General features: G+C 68.0%; 15 protein-coding genes. 9 read left to right on the top strand and 6 right to left on the bottom strand.

The features are described 5' to 3' along the window. The first annotated feature begins 75 nt into the window (after positions 1-75). Entirely contained in the window at positions 76-1,758 is a 1,683-nt protein-coding gene (locus WEB06_03620) for a hypothetical protein (GenBank protein ID MEX2554703.1), read from the top strand. 18 nt (positions 1,759-1,776) lie between these two features. Here the strand turns inward: WEB06_03620 and WEB06_03615 are convergent, their stop codons facing one another. Genes WEB06_03615 through WEB06_03605 form a run of 3 tightly spaced genes read right to left on the bottom strand, consistent with a single transcriptional unit; the run spans position 1,777 to position 4,709 of the window. Continuing rightward, positions 1,777-2,574, bottom strand: a complete 798-nt coding sequence (locus tag WEB06_03615) for an ABC transporter ATP-binding protein (protein MEX2554702.1) — start codon at positions 2,572-2,574, stop codon at positions 1,777-1,779. Continuing rightward, positions 2,571-3,446 (bottom strand): ABC transporter permease, encoded by an 876-nt coding sequence (locus tag WEB06_03610; GenBank protein MEX2554701.1) that lies wholly within the window; start codon positions 3,444-3,446, stop codon positions 2,571-2,573. Before WEB06_03610 ends, WEB06_03615 begins: the two co-directional genes overlap by 4 nt. 54 nt (positions 3,447-3,500) lie before the next feature. Next, a complete protein-coding gene (locus WEB06_03605; GenBank protein MEX2554700.1) occupies positions 3,501-4,709 on the bottom strand; it encodes a glycosyltransferase family 4 protein in 1,209 nt (402 codons plus the stop codon). Between the two features lie 65 nt (positions 4,710-4,774). Here WEB06_03605 and WEB06_03600 point away from each other — a divergent pair, with 65 nt between their 5' ends. The 6 genes from WEB06_03600 (at position 4,775) to WEB06_03575 (ending at position 9,947) form a co-directional block, all read left to right on the top strand. Further along, positions 4,775-5,740: a GDP-mannose 4,6-dehydratase gene (locus WEB06_03600; protein MEX2554699.1), complete on the top strand. Its 966-nt coding sequence runs from the start codon at positions 4,775-4,777 to the stop codon at positions 5,738-5,740. Further along, complete coding sequence (locus WEB06_03595) at positions 5,737-7,020, top strand: UDP-glucose/GDP-mannose dehydrogenase family protein (protein ID MEX2554698.1); 1,284 nt, start codon at positions 5,737-5,739, stop codon at positions 7,018-7,020. The genes WEB06_03600 and WEB06_03595 overlap by 4 nt, the downstream gene beginning before the upstream one ends. A 46-nt stretch (positions 7,021-7,066) precedes the next feature. Beyond that, positions 7,067-8,005: a UDP-glucuronic acid decarboxylase family protein gene (locus WEB06_03590; protein MEX2554697.1), complete on the top strand. Its 939-nt coding sequence runs from the start codon at positions 7,067-7,069 to the stop codon at positions 8,003-8,005. A 3-nt stretch (positions 8,006-8,008) separates the two neighbouring features. Then, positions 8,009-8,269: a hypothetical protein gene (locus WEB06_03585; GenBank protein MEX2554696.1), complete on the top strand. Its 261-nt coding sequence runs from the start codon at positions 8,009-8,011 to the stop codon at positions 8,267-8,269. 235 nt (positions 8,270-8,504) lie between these two features. Next, positions 8,505-8,819: a helix-turn-helix domain-containing protein gene (locus tag WEB06_03580; protein ID MEX2554695.1), complete on the top strand. Its 315-nt coding sequence runs from the start codon at positions 8,505-8,507 to the stop codon at positions 8,817-8,819. 81 nt (positions 8,820-8,900) lie between these two features. Next, the gene (locus WEB06_03575) at positions 8,901-9,947 is read left to right on the top strand and encodes a hypothetical protein (GenBank protein ID MEX2554694.1); all 1,047 of its coding nucleotides are present in this window, start codon (positions 8,901-8,903) and stop codon (positions 9,945-9,947) included. A 4-nt stretch (positions 9,948-9,951) separates the two neighbouring features. Here the strand turns inward: WEB06_03575 and WEB06_03570 are convergent, their stop codons facing one another. Genes WEB06_03570 through cofD form a run of 3 tightly spaced genes read right to left on the bottom strand, consistent with a single transcriptional unit; the run spans position 9,952 to position 13,016 of the window. Then, the gene (locus WEB06_03570) at positions 9,952-10,695 is read right to left on the bottom strand and encodes a DUF3105 domain-containing protein (GenBank protein MEX2554693.1); all 744 of its coding nucleotides are present in this window, start codon (positions 10,693-10,695) and stop codon (positions 9,952-9,954) included. A gap of 39 nt (positions 10,696-10,734) precedes the next feature. Then, on the bottom strand, positions 10,735-12,063 hold the full coding sequence (locus WEB06_03565; GenBank protein MEX2554692.1) for a coenzyme F420-0:L-glutamate ligase: 1,329 nt from the start codon (positions 12,061-12,063) through the stop codon (positions 10,735-10,737). After that, positions 12,060-13,016 carry a 2-phospho-L-lactate transferase gene (cofD, locus tag WEB06_03560; protein ID MEX2554691.1) on the bottom strand — a complete coding sequence of 319 codons (957 nt, stop codon included), beginning with the start codon at positions 13,014-13,016 and terminating at the stop codon, positions 12,060-12,062. The genes WEB06_03565 and cofD overlap by 4 nt, the downstream gene beginning before the upstream one ends. A 113-nt stretch (positions 13,017-13,129) precedes the next feature. Here cofD and WEB06_03555 point away from each other — a divergent pair, with 113 nt between their 5' ends. Together WEB06_03555 and WEB06_03550 are read left to right on the top strand one after the other, a co-directional pair. Next, positions 13,130-15,652 (top strand): bifunctional FO biosynthesis protein CofGH, encoded by a 2,523-nt coding sequence (locus tag WEB06_03555; protein MEX2554690.1) that lies wholly within the window; start codon positions 13,130-13,132, stop codon positions 15,650-15,652. A gap of 281 nt (positions 15,653-15,933) precedes the next feature. Then, a complete protein-coding gene (locus tag WEB06_03550) occupies positions 15,934-18,183 on the top strand; it encodes a hypothetical protein (GenBank protein MEX2554689.1) in 2,250 nt (749 codons plus the stop codon). Positions 18,184-18,350: the final 167 nt, after the last annotated feature.

Genomic DNA, 18,350 nt, shown 5'->3' with positions numbered 1-18,350 from the left:
AAAACATCAGTGGTGGAGATCGTCCGTTCTTCGTTCCCAACCGACGCACGTCGCGGGCGCGCCCTTGCCCTTGCCGTGGCCGTCCTCGTCTCGCTCGCGGTGTTGCGGGCCGCTCCGGCACGGGCCGCATCGACGTTCTACGTCTCGGTTTCGGGCGCAGACGCGAACGCGGGCACGCTCGGCGCGCCCTGGAGAACAGTCGGGAAAGGGCTTGCCTCGCTGTTCCCCGGCGACACCTTGCTCGTGCGCGGCGGGACGTACGTCGAGCGGATCACGAGCGTCGTGTACCGCCCGGCGACCGCCGGTAACCCCATCACGGTGGCCGCCTACCCGGGCGAGGTCCCGATCGTGAAGGGCGTGCTCCAGATCAGGGGATCGAACTACTGGACCTTCGACGGGATCAACGCGATGTGGGATCCGGCGACCGGAACGCCGAGCGACCCACTCGTGAAGATCATGCACGGCGTGGGTTGGACGTTCAAGAACGCGGAGATCTGGGGCGCTCGCTCCTACGCCGGTCTGTTCGTCGGATCAACCGTGGTCGGACAGCCGTCCGGCTGGCGGATCGCCGGCAACTGCATCCACGACACGTACGCGGCTCATCCGCCGTTCCTCGACCACAACCTCTACATCGGCCTGAAGGTCGAGGATCAGCCCGGCCCGGGCATCGTCGAACGCAACGTGATGTTCAACGCCAGCAACGGCGAGAACATCAAGGTGGGCGGCGGCTCCGAAGGGGGAGCGGAGGACGTGATCATCCGCAACAACACGCTGTACAACGCGTCCCAGAACGTGATGGTCGTGGGCGCTACGACGCGAACGACGTTCGAGCGCAATCTGATGGGCAAGTCCACCGGCAAGTGGTGGTACCCGAACCTGCGCGGACAGGACGTGACGGGGGCGAACAACATCGCGTTCGACAATGCGGGCTTCCTCGCCGAGCGCTTCCTGAAGAGCACGAACTCGCCGAAGCCGATCATCGACGGCGGCGGCAACCTCTTCGGGGTGGATCCCAAGTTCAACGCCCTCGGGTGCACCGCGTTCCGGCCGCAGCTCTCTGGGCTCAAGATGTATGGGCGCTGGGCTCCCTCGGGCGATCCGCTGTCCGGTGATTGGGACGGGGACGGAACCGAAACCGGAGGTTTCCGGCGCGGGAACGTCTGGCGCTTCAACAACGGCTTCGATGCCTCGCCGGAGATCGAGTTCGCGTTCGGGAGGACGACCGACCGGCCGATCGTCGGCGACTGGAACGGCGACGGGATCGCTACCCCGGGCGTCGTCCGCGGCAATCTCTGGTATCTGAACAACGGCTTCGACGCCATCGCCGACATCTCGATCGCCTACGGGAAGACGACGGACCGTCCGGTGGTAGGGGACTGGAACGACGACGGGACCGACACGCCCGGGCTCGTCCGCGGCAACGTGTGGTACCTCAACAACGGAACCGACAACATCGCCGACGTCTCGTTCGCGTACGGCCAGCCCACGGATGTCGCCGTCGTGGGCGACTGGAACGGGGACGGCGCCGACTCGCCCGGCGTTTTGCGCGGCAACACGTGGTACCTGAACGACGGGTTCGGCCCGTACGCCGCGATCACGTTCGCGTTCGGAGCCGCCACGGACGTCCACGTCGTGGGTGATTGGGACGGCGACGGCCATACGACCGTGGGTGTCGTGCGAGGGTCCAGCTGGTTCCTGCGGAACACGAACGCAGCCGGCGCCCACGACATCACATTCTCCGACGAAGCCTGGCTCTAAGAGCCGGACGGCGAACCGTTAGGGCATCGTCTCGCTCACGATGCCCTGCAGCTGGTTCCGGGGCATCGACATCGGCGGGATGTTCTGGCTGGCGAGGTAGGCGTTCACGACCTCGAGCGGATCACCCAGCTGGCGGATCCTGCCGTTCTGGAGCCACAGGCATCGGTGGCACATCTGCAGGACCGCCTCGAGGTTGTGCTGGACCATCACGACCGTCGCGCCGGCTGTGAAAAGCTCTCGCATCTTGTTCGCGCATCGCTCCCGGAAGTTCGCGTCCCCGACGACGAGGACCTCGTCGACGACGAGGATCTCGGGGTCGACGTGGACGGCGACGCTGAATCCCAGGCGCGCGCGCATCCCGGTCGAGTACGTGCGCACCGGCGTGTCGATCCGCTCGCCGAGACCGGAGAACTCGATGATCGCGTCCTTCCGCCGCTCGATCTCCTGGCGGCTGAGCCCGAGCAGGATCCCGTTGTAGGTGATGTTCTCGAGACCGGTCAGCTCCGCGTGGAAGCCGGCGCCGAGGGACAGCAAGCTCGAAACCTGACCGCGCAGCTCAACTTCGCCCTCGTCCGGCGCGAGGATCCGCGAGAGCACACGCAGCATCGTCGACTTCCCCGATCCGTTCTGGCCGATGATCCCGAACACGCTGGCCGAAGGGATGTCGAACGTGACGTTGCGCAGCGCCCAGAACTCCTCGGGCTTCCCCGCGCGCTTGAGGAACCTCACCAGGCCCGAGTGCACCGTCGGTGCCTTCTGGTGGCGGAGCAAGAAGCGGATGCCTAAGTCGCGAACGCGGATCGCGTAGTCGCTCACAGCATCTTTCCGAACTGGGCCTCGCGGCGGATGAAGTACCAGCCGCCGAGCAGCAACGCGACGACGCCGAAGCCTGCCGAATACGCGAGCCCCCAGCCGGGGACGACGTGCTTCGTGAGGGTCTCGGATCCGGGGACGGGGAGTACGCCGATCACACCGTGATAGCTCTCGAACAAGCCCGTCAGAGGATTCAACCGAACGAGGTTGCGGAAGTTCGGATTCTTCACCCTCGTCTCGAGCGCCCACAACGCGGGCGAGAGATAGAGCCACAGCCGGAACAGATTTCCGATCAAGCCCGGCAGGTTGCGGTAGTTCAGCCCCCACACCGCCAGCGGATAGGCCAGGCCGAGGCAGAGGATGAACTGAGCCGCGATGATCACCGGAAGGAAGACCAGATGCCAGGACGGCGCGATCCCATACACCGCCATGAAGATCGGCACGATCAGAAGCCCGACCGCGAAGTGTGCCAACGAGGTGACGACCTCGGCGATCGGGAGCAACGCCCGCGGGAAGTAGAGGTCCTGGATGAGGTTGGTGTTGCTGCGCACGACGGCCATGGCCCCGCTGAGCGACGAGGTCATCCATTTGAACGGAAGGAGCGCCGTCAGTACGTACAGGGGGAAGGCAGGCTCGGCCGCCTTGAGGATGAAGCTGACGAGCACGACGTAGACGAGCGTGAGCGAGAGGGGCTCGAGGATCCACCACGCGAACCCGACGACGTTCATCTCGTAGGTGCTCTTCAGCTCGCGGCTGGCGAGCACCCGAACGAGGCTGCGCCGCTCCCAGGCCTCCCGCATATAGCGACGCGGGGAGGCCATCTGTCCTGCGCTTATGCGCGTGACGGCGTCGTGGGCGCTCTGGGCAGTCTTCATGGGCGGCGAACGGGGTCGGTGCGGATCGAGAAGGAGGTCACTTCCGGCGGCAGATTATAGTCCCGTGCGACCGGCCCGGCGCGACGCCTCTACGCCGGATACCGCCTCGAGAAGGCGTTCGCGCTCCACGTTCCAGTCGAACCGTCCCGCCGCCGCTCGCCCTCCCTCGATCCTGCGCGCGAGCCCTTCGGGATCCCGATGCGCCTCGAGGATCCGCTCACAGAGCGTGTTGACGTCCCCCGGTCGGATGAACATCATCTCCTCGTCCGAGAACTCGCGGACGACCGCCTCGGTCGCCGAGCAGATCACCGGCAGGCCGAGCGCGCCCCATTCGAGCAACTTGGTCGAGAAGCTGTAGCGCATCAACGGATCCGCTCGATGCGGCTGAGCGCCCAGCCACGAGCCGGCGATGATGCCCGGCATCGCGTCCAGCGGCACCGGTCCGTCGAGTGACACCCGGTCCTCGATCCCGTTGGCTCGCGCGATCTCGCGCAATCGCGGCACGAGGTCGCCGTCGCCGACGATCCTCGCGCGGATACCCGGGATCGCATCCTTGAGCCTGGCGACCGCCTCAACGATCAGGTCGACGCCGTACCGGCCGGCGACCGTTCCTGCGTACAAGATCGTCCGGTCGGCCGGATCTCGTGCCGGCAGTTCGTCGCTGCGCGAGAACAGGCGCGGGTCCGGTGCGTTGCGGACGACGGTGATCTTCTCGGGAGCGACGCTGCGCAGGAACAGGTCGCGCATGGCGTCGATGACGGTGAGCACGTGCGTGGCGTAGCGACAGCTGAGCCGCTCTTCGAGCAGCAGCGCTCGGACGGCGCGATGATCGTCGGCGAACCCGTAGCGCGACTGGAAGAACTCCGGCAACGGATCGCGCATGTCGAGGATGATCCGCGTACCCGCCAGGTGGGGCACCAGCGCGCTCCGGACGATGATGTTCGGGATCCCGAAGACGTACACGACGTCGTATCGACGCCGGAGATGCATCGCGCCGATCGCCCCGAGCGCCATCGCGCCGAACGATGTGTACTCGAAAGCGTAGCGTCCCTTCGATCCGCGCCGGCGCCTTGCCGGGAGCCGGTGAACCTCGACGCCGGCGACGTGCTCGCGCCTCGACTCGCCCTCGTCGCGCGCGCACAGGACGTCGACCCCCCAGCCGGCGTCGACGAACGCTTGCGCATGACGCCGAGGCCTCGTATCCCGCATGAAATACGAGTGCGAGACGATCAGGATGCGTTCCGGGAGCCGGTGGTGGGCCACGGGGGCCCATGCTAACCTCTAATTTCGCAGTGCCCCGCAGCCCGAGCCCCGATCTGGAGAGTGGTTTGCGCGTCCTCATAACCGGTGTCACCGGCTTCGTCGGCAGCCACCTCGCCGAGTACTGTCTGAGCCTGGGGCACGAGGTCGCGGGCACGATGCGGTGGCGGTCGCAGCAAGAGAACCTCGCCGAGGTGCGCGACCGAGTAACCTTGTTCGAGGCCGACCTTCGCGACGGAACGGCCGCCCGCCACGTGATCGCGACGTTCAGTCCCGACCGGATCTTCCACCTCGCCGCCCAGTCCTACGTCGCCGCGTCCTGGTCGGCGCCGGCCGAGACGCTCACGACGAACGTGCAATGCCAGGTCCACCTTCTCGAGGCCATCCGCGGGGCAGACCTTCCCGACGCCCGCGTGCAGATCGCAGGCTCGTCCGAGGAATACGGCGAGGTGCTCGACTCCGAGCTTCCGATCCGGGAGACGAACCCGCTACGTCCGATGTCGCCCTACGCCGTCTCCAAGGTCGCGCAGGACCTCATGGGGTTCCAGTACTTCAAGTCCTACGGGATGCACATCGTCCGCACCCGCGCCTTCAATCACGAAGGCCCGCGCCGCGGAGAGGTGTTCGTCATCTCGAGCTTCGCGCAGCAGATCGCGCTCGCGGAAGCCGGGCGGGGGGAGCCGGTGCTCAACGTCGGCAACCTCGATGCGCAACGGGACTTCAGCGATGTGCGCGACGTCGTCAAGGCGTACTGGCTCGCGCTCGAACGGTGCGAGCCGGGCGACGTTTACAACATCGGATCTGGGCGCGCGTGGAAGATCGCCGATGTCGCCGACATGCTGATCGGGATGGCGAAGGTCCCGATCGAGATCCGTCAGGATCCGACGCGGATGCGCCCCTCAGACGTTCTCGTGCTTCAAGCCGACACGACCAAGTTCCGAGAATCGACTGGATGGGAGCCGAGCATCCCGTTCGAGCAGACCTTGTGGGACACCTTGGAGTATTGGCGAGACCGGGTAGGGGAGCGAGCATGAAGATCACGATCGTCGGCACCGGGTACGTGGGGCTCGTCACCGGGTCCTGCTTCGCCGACCTCGGTCACGAAGTGACCTGCGTCGACGTCGTGGCTGAGAAGGTCGAGAAGCTCCGGGGCGGCCAGATCCCGATCCACGAGCCGGGTCTCGAGGAAGTCGTGCAACGCGGCCTCGACGCCGGGCGGCTGCGGTTCACCACCGATCTTGGCGAGGGCGTTCGGAAGTCGCAGTTCGTTTTCATCTGCGTGCCGACGCCGCCGGCCGAGGACGGGAGCGCCGATCTATCCCACGTCGAGCAGGCCGCCGTGGACATCGCGCAGCACATCGGCGACTACAAGATCATCGTCAACAAGAGCACGGTGCCGATCGGTTCCTCCCGCTTGGTCGAGCGGATCGTCCGCGAGCGGCTCCCTGCTCAGATCGAGTTCGACGTCGCGTCGAACCCGGAGTTCTTGCGTGAAGGCTCGGCCGTGTTCGACTTCATGCACCCCGACAGGGTCGTCATCGGCACGCATAGCGAGCGGGCTGCCGGCCTGTTGACCGAGCTCTTCCGGCCGTTGGGGGCACCGCTCATCGTCACCGACCCGGCGACCGCAGAGATGATCAAGTACGCGTCGAACGCGTTCCTGGCGACGAAGATCTCCTACATCAACGCGATCGCAAACATCTGTGACCAGGTCGGTGCCGACGTCAAGGAGGTCGCGCTCGGGATGGGCTACGACGCGCGCATCGGCTTCGAGTTCCTGAAACCCGGCCCGGGGTTCGGCGGCTCGTGTCTTCCCAAGGACTGCCGGGCATTGATCCAGGTCGCCGAGAACCAGGGGTACGACTTCGGGCTGCTCCGCGGGGTGCTCGAGGTCAACGACGAGCAGCACCGCGTCATCACCGGCAAGCTGGAGCGACTCGTCGGGGGACTCGCCGGCAGGACGATCGGGGTCTGGGGCCTCGCGTTCAAGCCGAATACCGACGACGTGCGCGACTCGCCTTCGCTGGCCGTGATCCGGGACATCCTGGCGCGCGGGGCGCGGATCCGCGCGTACGACCCCGCCGTGGATCCCGGACGGACCTTCGACGGCGTGGAGCGGGCTCCGGGAGCCGTCGAAGCCGTCGAAGGAGCGGACGCGCTCCTGTTGCTGACGGAATGGAACGAGTTCCGCTGGCTCGACTTCGCGCGGGTTCGCGACGTCATGGCAACTCCGGTCGTCGTGGACGCGCGGAACTTCCTCGATCCGCATATGCTCCGCCAGCTCGGATTCACCTATGAGGGAGTCGGCCGCTAGAGGTTCCCGCGTCGGCGCCGGTTCCCTCAGGTATCCTCCTCAACCGATGCGAGTCTTGATCGCCGGCGGCGGCGGGTTCCTCGGATACCACCTGTGCACGCGCATGCTCGACGACGGGCATGAGGTCGTCTGCGTGGACAACCTGATCACCGGACGGCGGGACAACATCGAAGAGCTGTCCGCGAACGTCCGCTTCAGCTTCGTCGAGCACAACATCTCGACACCGCTGTTCCCCGACGGCGACATCGACGCGGTCATGAACTTCGCGAGCCCCGCGTCCCCAATCGACTATCTCGCCCATCCCATCCCCACGCTCAAGGTGGGCGCCATCGGGACGTGGCACACCCTCGGGATCGCGAAAGCCAAGCAGGCGACCTACTTCATCGCCTCGACGTCCGAGGTGTACGGGGATCCACAGATCCACCCGCAGCCCGAGAGCTATTGGGGCCACGTGAACCCGATCGGCCCGCGCGGGGTCTACGACGAGGCGAAACGCTACGCCGAGGCGATGACCATGGCGTACCACCGGTTCCACGGATTGGACACGAGGATCGTTCGGATCTTCAACACCTTCGGGCCTCGCATGCGCCCGATGGACGGGCGCGCGGTGAGCACGTTCATCGTGCAGGCGCTGAAGGGCGAGCCCATGACCGTCCACGGGGACGGGTCGCAGACCCGGAGCTTCTGTTACGTCGACGACTTGATCGAGGGGTTCATCCGGCTTCTTGCGTCCGGCGAGCACGACCCGGTCAACATAGGCAACCCCGAGGAGTACACGGTTCTCGAGCTGGCTTCGATGATCAAAGAGCTGACGGGATCGACCTCGGAGATCGCGTTCGAGCCCAGACCGGTCGACGACCCCAGTGTCCGCCGCCCCGATATCAGCCGCGCCCGCGAGTTGCTGGGGTGGGAACCGCGAGTTCCCGTGCGCGAGGGCTTGCAACGCACGATCGACTGGTTCCGGTCCGAACTCGGAGGAGCATGAGCGATGGATAAGAATCTGATGGATCAACTGAAGGACGGCGATGAGGTGGCGGTCGCGTTGCGAGGCGGCGCGGGCTGGCTCCAAGGCTCGATCGTGTGGCGCCGCGAGGACGCGGTCCTCTTGAAGGTCGCCGCCGGCGGGGCGGGTGGCGCGGCCTCTCCCTACGCGCTGGTTTTCCTCGGGGAGATCTCCGCTCTCGGCGTCCCGCGGGAGCTGGAGCCCCCGACACCGGAGGCTCGAGCCACCGGCTTCATGCGCGGCTAGCGGTCCGGAACGGCCCGCGGGACCAACGTCCCGGCGGGACCAACGTCCCCATTCTCCATTCGAGCGCCTCGAGCGCCGCCCGGTGCGTCCTGGTTCGCCGGGATCCGAGGAGGCGGCCCACGTGAGGAACCTCCTACTTGTGCGTGCGGTTTCGTTCGCTCGCTCGTTTCCTTTGGTGCACGGATGCCGCGCTGTAGCGGCTCCGGGCGACGGAACCTGAAGGAGGGCGAGGCAGATGACTAAGACCCCGTACACGAGCGGCACGCGTGAGCGCCTCATCGAGCGTCTTCGCCGTCAGGCGATGGCGATCCAGAACGGTCACCGTCGCGAGGACGCGCTCCTCACGACCGGCGAGGTCGCGATGCTCTTCCGCGTCAGCCACCGCGCCGTGCGCTGCTGGGCGGACGCAGGCAAGCTGCCCTACATCCGGACCCTGGGCGGCCACCGCCGCTTCCTTGCGTCCGCGGTGTGGGAGGCGCTTTCGGCGGTCCTTCCCGAAGGCGAGCGCACCCCGGTCCAGCCCGTTCCGAACGTAGCTCGCGGAGCCTAACCAAGGCGTTTCGGCCGGTCCGCCGCCGGATACGAACCGGCGACGGATCGGCCGCCCGCGTTTCAGCCAGAGGACCCCTTCATGACGACCGTATACGCGCGCGCCTCGGGCCGGGTCTCCCTCGCCGGCGGTGGCACCGACGTTCCCGCCTACTACGAGCGTCACGGCGGCGCGGTCGTCTCGTCCGCGATCGGGATCGGCGCTGCCGCCCACGTCGGCCTGTGCGCGACCGGTCTCGAGCTCGTGTCACTGGATCACGGGTCCCGTGAGCTGATCCCCGCCGATCGGGTCGCTCGTCGCGTCCGCTACCCCTTCCTCGCCGAAGAGTTCCTCACGCTTCAGAAAGCCGTCGCGTGGCATTTCGCGCTCGACCGTGCGCGACTCGCCGCGACGAGCGAGCTGCCGGCCGGAGGCGGCCTCGGAGCGTCGGCGGCGATATGCGTTGCGCTGGTGGCCGCCTCGGCCGCATACCTCGGAGAACCGCTCGACCGTAACGGCATCGCCGAGATCGCAGCGCGGATCGAGATGACGGTCCTGCGACGACCGTGCGGCAAGCAGGATCAATACACCGCAGCTCACGGCGGCCTCAATCTGCTGGAGTTCGCCCGCGACGGCGCGGTCGCCGTCACGCCGATCCGGATCACGGAGCAGACCCGGCGCGATCTCGCCCAGAATCTGATGCTCTTCTCCAACGGTGGTCGCCGGAACTCCGCGTGGCCGCTGGCCGAGCTTGCCCGCCGCATCTCGGCGGATCACGTTGAGACCCTTGCGGCGCTGGCTGAGCTCAAGGAGATCGCATACGAGGTGAAGACCGCCCTCGAGCTCGGTGACATGGTGATGCTCGGCTGCATGCTCGACCGAGGGTGGAAGGCGAAACGACGGCTCCACTCGCAGGTTTCGACGCCGGAGATCGACCGGGTTCTCCTCCTCGCGAAGCACGCCGGCGCGTACGGCGGGAAGCTGGCTGGAGCCGGGCTCGCCGGCTCGTTGCTGATCGCGTGCCCACCGGCGAACCGCGACGACGTGCGAACCGTGCTCGCAACCCAGGGCTGGCGCGGTCGCGGCGTCGAGGTTGACTACTCCGGGGTGACGATCGGTGAGCCGGCCGGTGGAGCGCTTTCGGGCTGACCGATCAGGTGCTGGTGGGCGACGGGCTCGGCGAAGCGGAACCGGTCGGGGTTGCGGTCGTCGGCGGCACGGCCGAGTCGGTGCCGGGCTCAGGGGTTCCCTGCGCGGATTCCGGCGCGTTGTCGCGGAAACGCTCCACGAAGTCCTCGGCCGCGGCCTTCAGCCCCTGCTCGTTCGGTGTGTTGCACTCCTGGATGTGGCCCCACGCGGTGAACGCGACCTGAGAAGGCATGTCCGAGTGGGCGGGTGCGAGCATGATCCAGTTCGGGTCGCTGCGAACCACTTCCGCGAGTATGGCGGCGATCGCCGGTCCAACCGACTCCTTGTAGTAGATGACGACGTGGCCGTGCTCGAGGTTGTGCACAGACCCCTCGTATTGGACGACCGCGCGATGAATGCCGGTTGTGATCGGTCCAAGTCCCTGCGCGTTGTAGTGGTTCCCAGACGTCGGCGGGTTCGTGTTGTAGGTCGCCGTAGCAGGGGGCTGGATATGGTCGACCGCAAGGAGCGCTGGGTTCTCGACCGGCTCACATCCCGCGGCCGCGGCGAGCCTGTTGGACGCTTCGCTGTTCTCGTCACCGCCGAGCAGAAGGGCCAGCGCCACGATCCCGGCGATGACGAGTCCCGCCACGCCGGCCATCGCCAGCTTGCGAAGGCGCGCCTGCCGCTGGCGGCGACGCAACTCTTCCAAACGGCGGCGCTTAGCGTCGTCGCGACGCTCTCGTTTCGTTGCCCTCTTGTCTGCCACGAGGGGCTTTTATAGCACGGCCCCCGCAGGCCGGCATGGTCACCGGATATCCAGGAAGGCCGAGGGGTCGATCGCGCCTCGGGCCGCGGGCCCTTCGAGGGGAAAACCGGCGACCACGCAGCCCACCGCCTGCCAATCGCTGTCGATGCCGAGCGCGCCGGCCGCCTCGTCGCTGCAGAAGATGCTGGTCGACAGCCAGCAGGAGGCGACACTCTGAGCGTTCAGAGCGAGCATCAGATTTTGAACGCTCGCTCCGGCTGCGCTCAGGAACATCTCGCGTTCGGCCAGCAAGCGGCGAGCGTCGGTGTAGGGGTCGGCCCCTGCGAGCGAGACGAAGCAAGCGAGCAAGACCGGCGCCCCTCCGAGGAGCCTCCGGGAGCGCGCGATCGCCCGGTCGATCTTCCCCGAGGGGACCTTGTCGTCGATCAGATCACGTCGCCAGGCCTGCTCCATCGCGTCGAGGAACCGGCCGCGCGGTGTTTCGTTGCGGAGCCAGACGAACTTCCACGGGGGCGCCGCGCGTGATCCGTGGGGTGCCGGGGCCGTTGCGGCGGCGGCCACGGCGCGCTCGATCGTGTCTCTCGGAACCGCGCGGGTCGAGAACGTGCGGATCGATCTGCGGGCCTCGACCGCCTCGATGACTCCGGTGCGGAACAGATCCTCGTCGGGTGGCCGCACGAGCTCTCGGGCGCTGCCGGCTCCGAGCCATCGGGCCGGAAGGCCACGAACGATGGCGACGGGGATCCCGTCGTTCTTGCCCATGACGAGCTCGGCGGCGGATGCGACTTCGTCGGCGACCGCGATCACGGTCGCCTCGAGCAAGGTGCCGAACACGTCCTTCTCGCCGCGATGGTCCCGCATCGGCGCAAGGCCGGCGACGCCGATCGCGACGTTCGTTTGCCCGGCGCGCCACGGGCGGCCGAACGTGTCGCTGAGCACGATCCCCGCGGCGGCCCCACGCGCTTTCAACCCTTGCCGGAGGCGTTCCGCGCTGCCGTCGGGATCCATCGGCAGGAGCGCGATCCGATCCGCCGGCACGTTGGAGCCGTCGACGCCGGCGTGGGCGCACACGAATCCGTGCACGGTCTCCGCGATCACGAGGTCTCCACGCCGCGCGACGACGCGAACGGTCTCCCGTTCCGCCCATTCCCGGCGAGCGCGCTCCCGGTCGGTTGGGTCGATTTCGACGAGCCTTCCTTCGGCTTTCGATACGACCTTCGACGTCACGACCACCACATCGCCGTCGCGGACGGATGAATGATCCGCGATGAGCGTCGCGAGGTCGGCGCCCGGTCCGATCTCGGGCAGCCCTTCGACGGGGATGATCTCGATCCGCATCGCAGTCGAGTGTACGTGGACCGAACTCAGTCCGTTGCGAGCGCCTCGGCCAGATCCAGCGTCACTTTCGCGAGCGCGGTCGCGTCCTCGACCGTGTGCATCAAGGTCTGCGCGACCTCGACGCGGACGTCGAGCTCGGAGGCGATCACCTGCCCGAGGTTCGCGTCGAGGAGATCGATCACCCAGCCGTCGAGCACATCGCGGTAGAGCCGGGCGGCTCCGAGCGCCGAGACCTCGGCGCCGGCCGACGGCATCAGTTTGTCAGCCATGCCGCGCACCGGCGCGCCGTCGACGATGGGGGAGACCCCCACGACCGGGGCGGGCGTTTCGCGGATCGCGTCGCGGATCCCCGGCACCGTCAAGATGGTGCCGATCGAAACCACCGGGTTCGACGGCGCGATCAGGACCGCGTCGGCGGACGCGATCGCCTCGAGCACGCCCGGCCCCGGCCGCGCGTTCTCGGCGCCGACGAGCCTGACGGCCCTGACGTCGTCGCGCGCACCGCGCCGGACCCAGTATTCTTGGAAGTGCAGGTCGCGCTCGCGGCCGTCCTCGTCCGCGACCGAGACGTGCGTCGCAACCGCCGCGTCGGTCATCGGGAGCAACCGGATCCCGGCGCCGAAGCGCTCCGCGATCCGCGCGGTCACATCCGACAAGGTCTGGCCTGCCGACAGCGCGAGCGTCCGGAACAGGCAGACTCCGTAATCCCGGTCGCCGAGCGTGAACCAGGCGTCGACGCCGAGACTGCGCAGCTCCTCGAGCAGTCCGTGCGTGTCGCCGGCCAGCCCCCATCCGCGCGCGTCGTTGATCGCACCGCCGAGCGTGTAGGTCACGATGTCGAGATCGGGCGACACGTGGACGCCGTACACGATGAAGTCGTCACCGGTGTTTCCGATGACGGTCACCTCGCCCGGCGGCACAGACCGAACCACCCCCCGGAGGAACCGGGCGGCGCCCACGCCACCGGCGAGTACGACGATCACCGGTCGAGTATGGCCGCCGGTGCGTGGCCTCCGCCACCGCGGGTGAGACCCGGTCACCGGCCGGTTGGCACCGTGGTAGGCTCCGCCGCGATGCCCGGCCTCGCGTGCCGACCGTGACCGACCTCGCGCACCAGATCCGCCGATCGCTCCATCGTTCGGAGGACGGCAAAGTCCTTTCTGTCGAAGAGGCGGCGGCGCTGCTGTCGGCTCGCGGCGAGGATCTCGACCGGTTACTCTCGGTCGCGCAACGGGTCCGAGACGCAGGCGTCGGTCGCGTCGTCACCTACTCCCCGAAGGTCTTCATCCCGCTCACGCGCCTGTGCCGTGATCGGTGCGGCTACTGCACGTTCGCGACGACGCCCGACCGGCTCGCCGCTCCCTACCTTTCGCCGGAGGAGGTACTCGACATCGCGCGGGCGGGGCAGCGAGCCGGCTGCCTCGAGGCGCTCTTCACCCTCGGCGACCGGCCGGAGATGCGCTGGCCTGAGGCCCGCGCCTGGCTGGCGGAGCGCGGCTACACGACGACGCTCGAGTACGTCCGCGCGATGGCGATCGCGGTCATCGAGGAAGCCGGATTGCTGCCGCACCTCAATCCCGGCGTCATGTCGTGGGAAGAGATGATGCGGCTGAAGCCGGTCGCACCGAGCATGGGCATGATGCTGGAGACGACCTCCGAGCGGCTCTACGCGACACCCGGCGCGGCTCACTACGGCTCGCCCGACAAGAAGCCTTCGGTTCGTCTTCGAACCATCGAGGACGCAGGCCGGCTGGCGATCCCCTTCACCACCGGCATCCTCGTCGGCATCGGAGAAACGCTCGAGGAGCGCGCCGAGTCGCTGTTCGCGATCCGCGAGCTATCGCGCAAGTACGGGCACGTTCAAGAAGTGATCGTTCAGAACTTCCGCGCGAAGCCTGCGACGCCGATGTCCAGGCATCCCGACCCCGGCGAGGACGAGTTCCTCGCGGCGATCGCGGTCGCACGACTCGTGCTCGGGCCGCGCGCGAATCTCCAGGCGCCGCCGAACCTGTCCGACGACGACTTCCCGAGACTGCTCGATGCCGGGATCAACGACTGGGGCGGCGTGTCTCCGGTCACCCCGGATCACGTGAACCCCGAGAAGCCTTGGCCGAACCTCGAACGCCTCCGCCGCGCGACCGAGGAGCGCGGATACGAGCTCCGGCCGCGGCTGACGGTGTATCCGCACTATGCGCTCCGGCCGGACCCGTGGCTGCACGGTCGCGTCACGGCCGCCGTCGAGGCGCTCGCCGATCCCGACGGCTTCGCCCGCGCCGGCGCCCGGGCCGGCGGCGTCGCCTGGCAGGAGCCTGACGTCGTGCCCCAGGCAGCCATGGGTGGCGCGATGCGCTCGATCGAGGACGACGCCGCCTCACATGTGGAGCTGAGCCGCGGCCTCCGCGACGACACGTCGGAGATCCACGGGAGCTGGGAGGCGCTCGAGGTCGATCTCTCGCGCGCATGGCGCTCGTCGCCCCGCCGTGCGCCGAGCGAGATCCGCGCGGCCCTGGCGCGGGCGTCGGAGGGGATACCGGTCGACGACGCGGACGCGCTCGCGCTCTTCGACGCGAGGGGGGAAGACCTCGACGCACTTTGCCGCATCGCAGACGGTTTGCGCCGGGACGCGGTCGGCGACGTCGTGACGTACGTCGTGAATCGCAACATCAACTTCACCAATATCTGCTATGTCGGTTGCCGTTTCTGCGCGTTCGCCCAGCGGCGCGTGGACCCCGATGCGTATTTCCTATCCCTGGACGAGGTCGCCGGCCGGGCCGAGGAGGCCTGGGCGTACGGCGCGACCGAGGTCTGCATCCAGGGTGGCATCCACCCGGATCTGCCGGGCGATCATTACTTCGAGATCCTCCGCGCGATCAAGGCGCGCGTGCCGGAGATGCACATCCATGCGTTCAGCCCCATGGAAGTGATGAACGGCGCGGCGCGGCTGGGGATCTCGTTCCGCGAGTGGCTCACCGAAGCGCGCGACGCCGGGCTCGGATCGACGCCGGGAACCGCGGCGGAGATCCTCGACGATGAAGTGCGATGGGTGCTGACGAAGGGCAAGCTCCCGGCCGATACGTGGGAAGAAGTCATCCGCACCGCGCATTCGCTGGGGATCCGCTCCACCTCCACCATCATGTACGGCCACGTCGATGCACCGCCGCACTGGGTGGCGCATCTCCGTCGCATCAGGAGGATCCAGGAAGACACCGGCGGCATCACCGAGTTCGTCCCGCTTCCGTTCGTGCATCAGAACGCTCCGATCTACCTCGCCGGCAAAGCGCGCCCGGGCCCGACGACCGATGAGAACCGTCGCATGCACGCGCTCGCGCGCATCCTGCTTCACGAGGCGATCCCCAACATCCAAGTCTCGTGGGTCAAGCTCGGGGTGGAAGGCTCCCAGCTGATGCTCCGGAGCGGCTGCAACGACTTCGGCGGAACCCTCATGGAAGAAACGATCTCCCGCATGGCCGGCGCCTCCCACGGCATCCGCATGGCCCCCACCCAATTCAACGAAGCCATCCGCGCCATCAACCGCCTCCCCGCCCAACGCACCACCCTCTACGACCGAATCACCCCGATCACCGAAGAAGGAATCAAAGCCAGAACCGACACCCCCTGACCCCGACCAGCCACGTCAACGCCAAGGACATCGAGTCGAAAAAGGGGGCAGGGAGGGGCGGGGGGCCCCTCCCTGCGGGGGATGCGCTCGGGGGATTACCCCGGCACTCGGCTTTGCGGCCGAGTGGTTTACGTATACACCAATCCTTGCTTCGATTCCAGGCCGGTCGTTGTTCCTGCTCACGCTGCGCGATTAGGATGCGTTCGCGCGTCGCGTTCGGGCGATTCCCGCCGCAACGGCGCGTGTTCTTCAGACCTCGTACGGCATGCAAGGGAGGCTTCGTGGACGAGCAGTCGGATCTGTACCGAAGGATCGACGAGCTTCTCTCTAAGCCGACGGACGAACAGGTTCGCGAGCAGCGAGCGCTCAACGATCTCATGGTCGGTGTGCGCGACGCGATCGCGAGGCTGACCGGCGACGTCGCAGCGCTCTCCGCGCGCGTCTCGGAGACACGAGAGTACGCGGAGCGTTTGGCCGAGCGCCCGGCGGCGGCGCCCGAAGCGGGCGAAACGCCGGACCTCACGCCGCTCGTTCACGTGACGGTCCCCGAGGCGGTGCGGGCGTCGATCCCGGCTGCTCTCCGCGATGTCGTCCCAGAGGTGATCAACGCGGCCGTCCCCGAAGCGCTCAAGAACGTTATGCCGACCGTGGTCGGGGACGCTTTGCGCGAAGCGCTGCCCGGAACCGTGGCAGCGGTGCGCCAAGAGATCGTCTCGGCCCTCGAGGGGGCGAGGAACGCTCTCGCCGAGAGCGGCCAACGAACCGCTGCCGATCTCGGAGAAGCGCTGAAGTCGGCGCGAGAAAGCCTGCAAGCCACGGTGGAGGCTTCGCGCAAGGAGCTCCGAGAGTCGCTCACCGCCGCGACGACCGCGATCGAGTCGAAGCTCGAGCAAGCCACCGCAGGCAGCGGTGCCTTGGGGGAGGTCGTCAAGACCGCGGAAGAGCGCCTCGGTGAACGGATCGGTGCGCTCGACGCCTCGGTCGCCGGCGATCTGGACGAGCTTCGGCAGTCGTTCGAGTCGGTCTCCGAGTTCCAGTCGACCGTCGAGCGAGGGCTCGCCGACGCGACCCGATCGATCAACGAGCGCGTGGACGCGATCGTCGCGCAACTCCGCGACGACGCGGCGCACGCGTCCGAGCGCATCCGCTCCGAGGCAGGCATCGTTCTCGAGAAGACCACGGCGACGGCCGACGCAGCCGCGGCCCGGCTCTCCGAAGCCGGATCGATCGCGCTCGGCCGGATCGGCGAGACCGCGGAGGGCGCGCTCCGGAAGCTTACGGAGGCGTCGGAGGCGATCGTGCGGGACGGCGCAGCGCTCCCACGCGCCGCCAAGGACGTCGCTTCGACGTTGAAGGATTTCCAGGACTCCATGCTGGCCTATCTCGCGGCTCGCGACGTCGCGCTCGAGGAGTCGCGCGATCGCGTCATCCAGGAACTGCTGGAGGAGTACGCGACGGACCTTCCGCAACGCCAGCGTGAGAAGTTCGGATCGGGGATGCGGCGTGCCTTCGAGCGACGCAGGGACAAGCGGGATGCGCAGAGGCATCGGCAGCAGGTGTTCGGCGAGCTTCCGCGCATGCCGGAGATGAAAGCAGAAACCGTCGATCGTGCGGTGGCGCAGGTGGCGACCGAGATCGCGCAGGCGCGAGCGCAGGCTCGGCCAGAGCCGCCCGCTCCCGCGCCGGCGCCGGCGAAGTCCGAACCGGCCCCGAGCAGGTCCGGCGCTTTGCGCGACATCGACGAGCGACGGGTCGTGCCGAAGATGCGGCCGAAGGCGGAGCCGGAACAAGAGGCAAAGTCCGCGAAGCCCACGCCGGCTCCGAAACCGGCGAAGGTCGTTGTCGAAACCGCCAAGGCTTCGAAGCCGAAAACCAGGAAGGCTCAGGCGAAACCGTCGACGCCCGCGAAGGTTCCCACGCCGAAGGCTCCGCCGGCCGCTTCGCTTCCGACACCGAAACCGTTCCCGACGATCCCGCTGCCCGGTAGCGGGACGGCCCGTCCGACGCCGACGGCCCCGGCTCCCACGCCGACTCCGCCTCCGGCGAAAGAGGCGCGGCCTCCTCTCGAGTCCGAGAAGGACGAAGCCGACGTGCCGTCCGCCGCTGCGAAGCCGGTCGAGGAAAGAGCGCCGGCTCCCCCTGCGACCCCTGCGACCCCTGCGACCCCTGCGACCCCTGCGTACGGGGTGACCCCGGCGGCCGCGAAGGCGGCTCCCGCGAAGGTCCCGGCGGCTCGGCCGTCCCGTTCCCGAGTGAAGAAAGCACCCGAGAAGCCGGAGCCGGCGGAGCGCGAACCCGCCAAGACGGAGGCGGCGAAGCCCGATCCCGCAAGGCCGGAAGCGACGAAGACGGAGGCGGCAGCGGCGAAGCCCGCACGACGTGAGCCGCGGCCGAAGGCGAAGCCGGCCGGATCGGGGTCCCTCGCGGAGAAGCTCTCGGCGGATGCGAAGCGGACCGCGGAGCGACTCGCCGAAGAGGCTCGGGCTCGTTCGTCCCCGCCGGCCCCCGGGAACGAAACCGGCGAACGATAGCGGCGAACCGGGACAGCTCGATCGCACGCTGCACGCGGCGATAGCTCACGCGGACTACCGCGAATCCATCACGGGTAGCCATGGGGAAGAGCGTTCTACGCCCCGATGTATTCGCTAACAGCGCGCGAGCGCCAACCTCTCCCCCCACGGTGGGGGGGGGGGGGGGG

The sequence above is a fragment of the Actinomycetota bacterium genome (assembly GCA_040905475.1).
Taxonomy (GTDB): domain Bacteria; phylum Actinomycetota; class AC-67; order AC-67; family AC-67; genus DATFGK01.
This window is presented reverse-complemented; position numbering and strand designations above follow the sequence as displayed.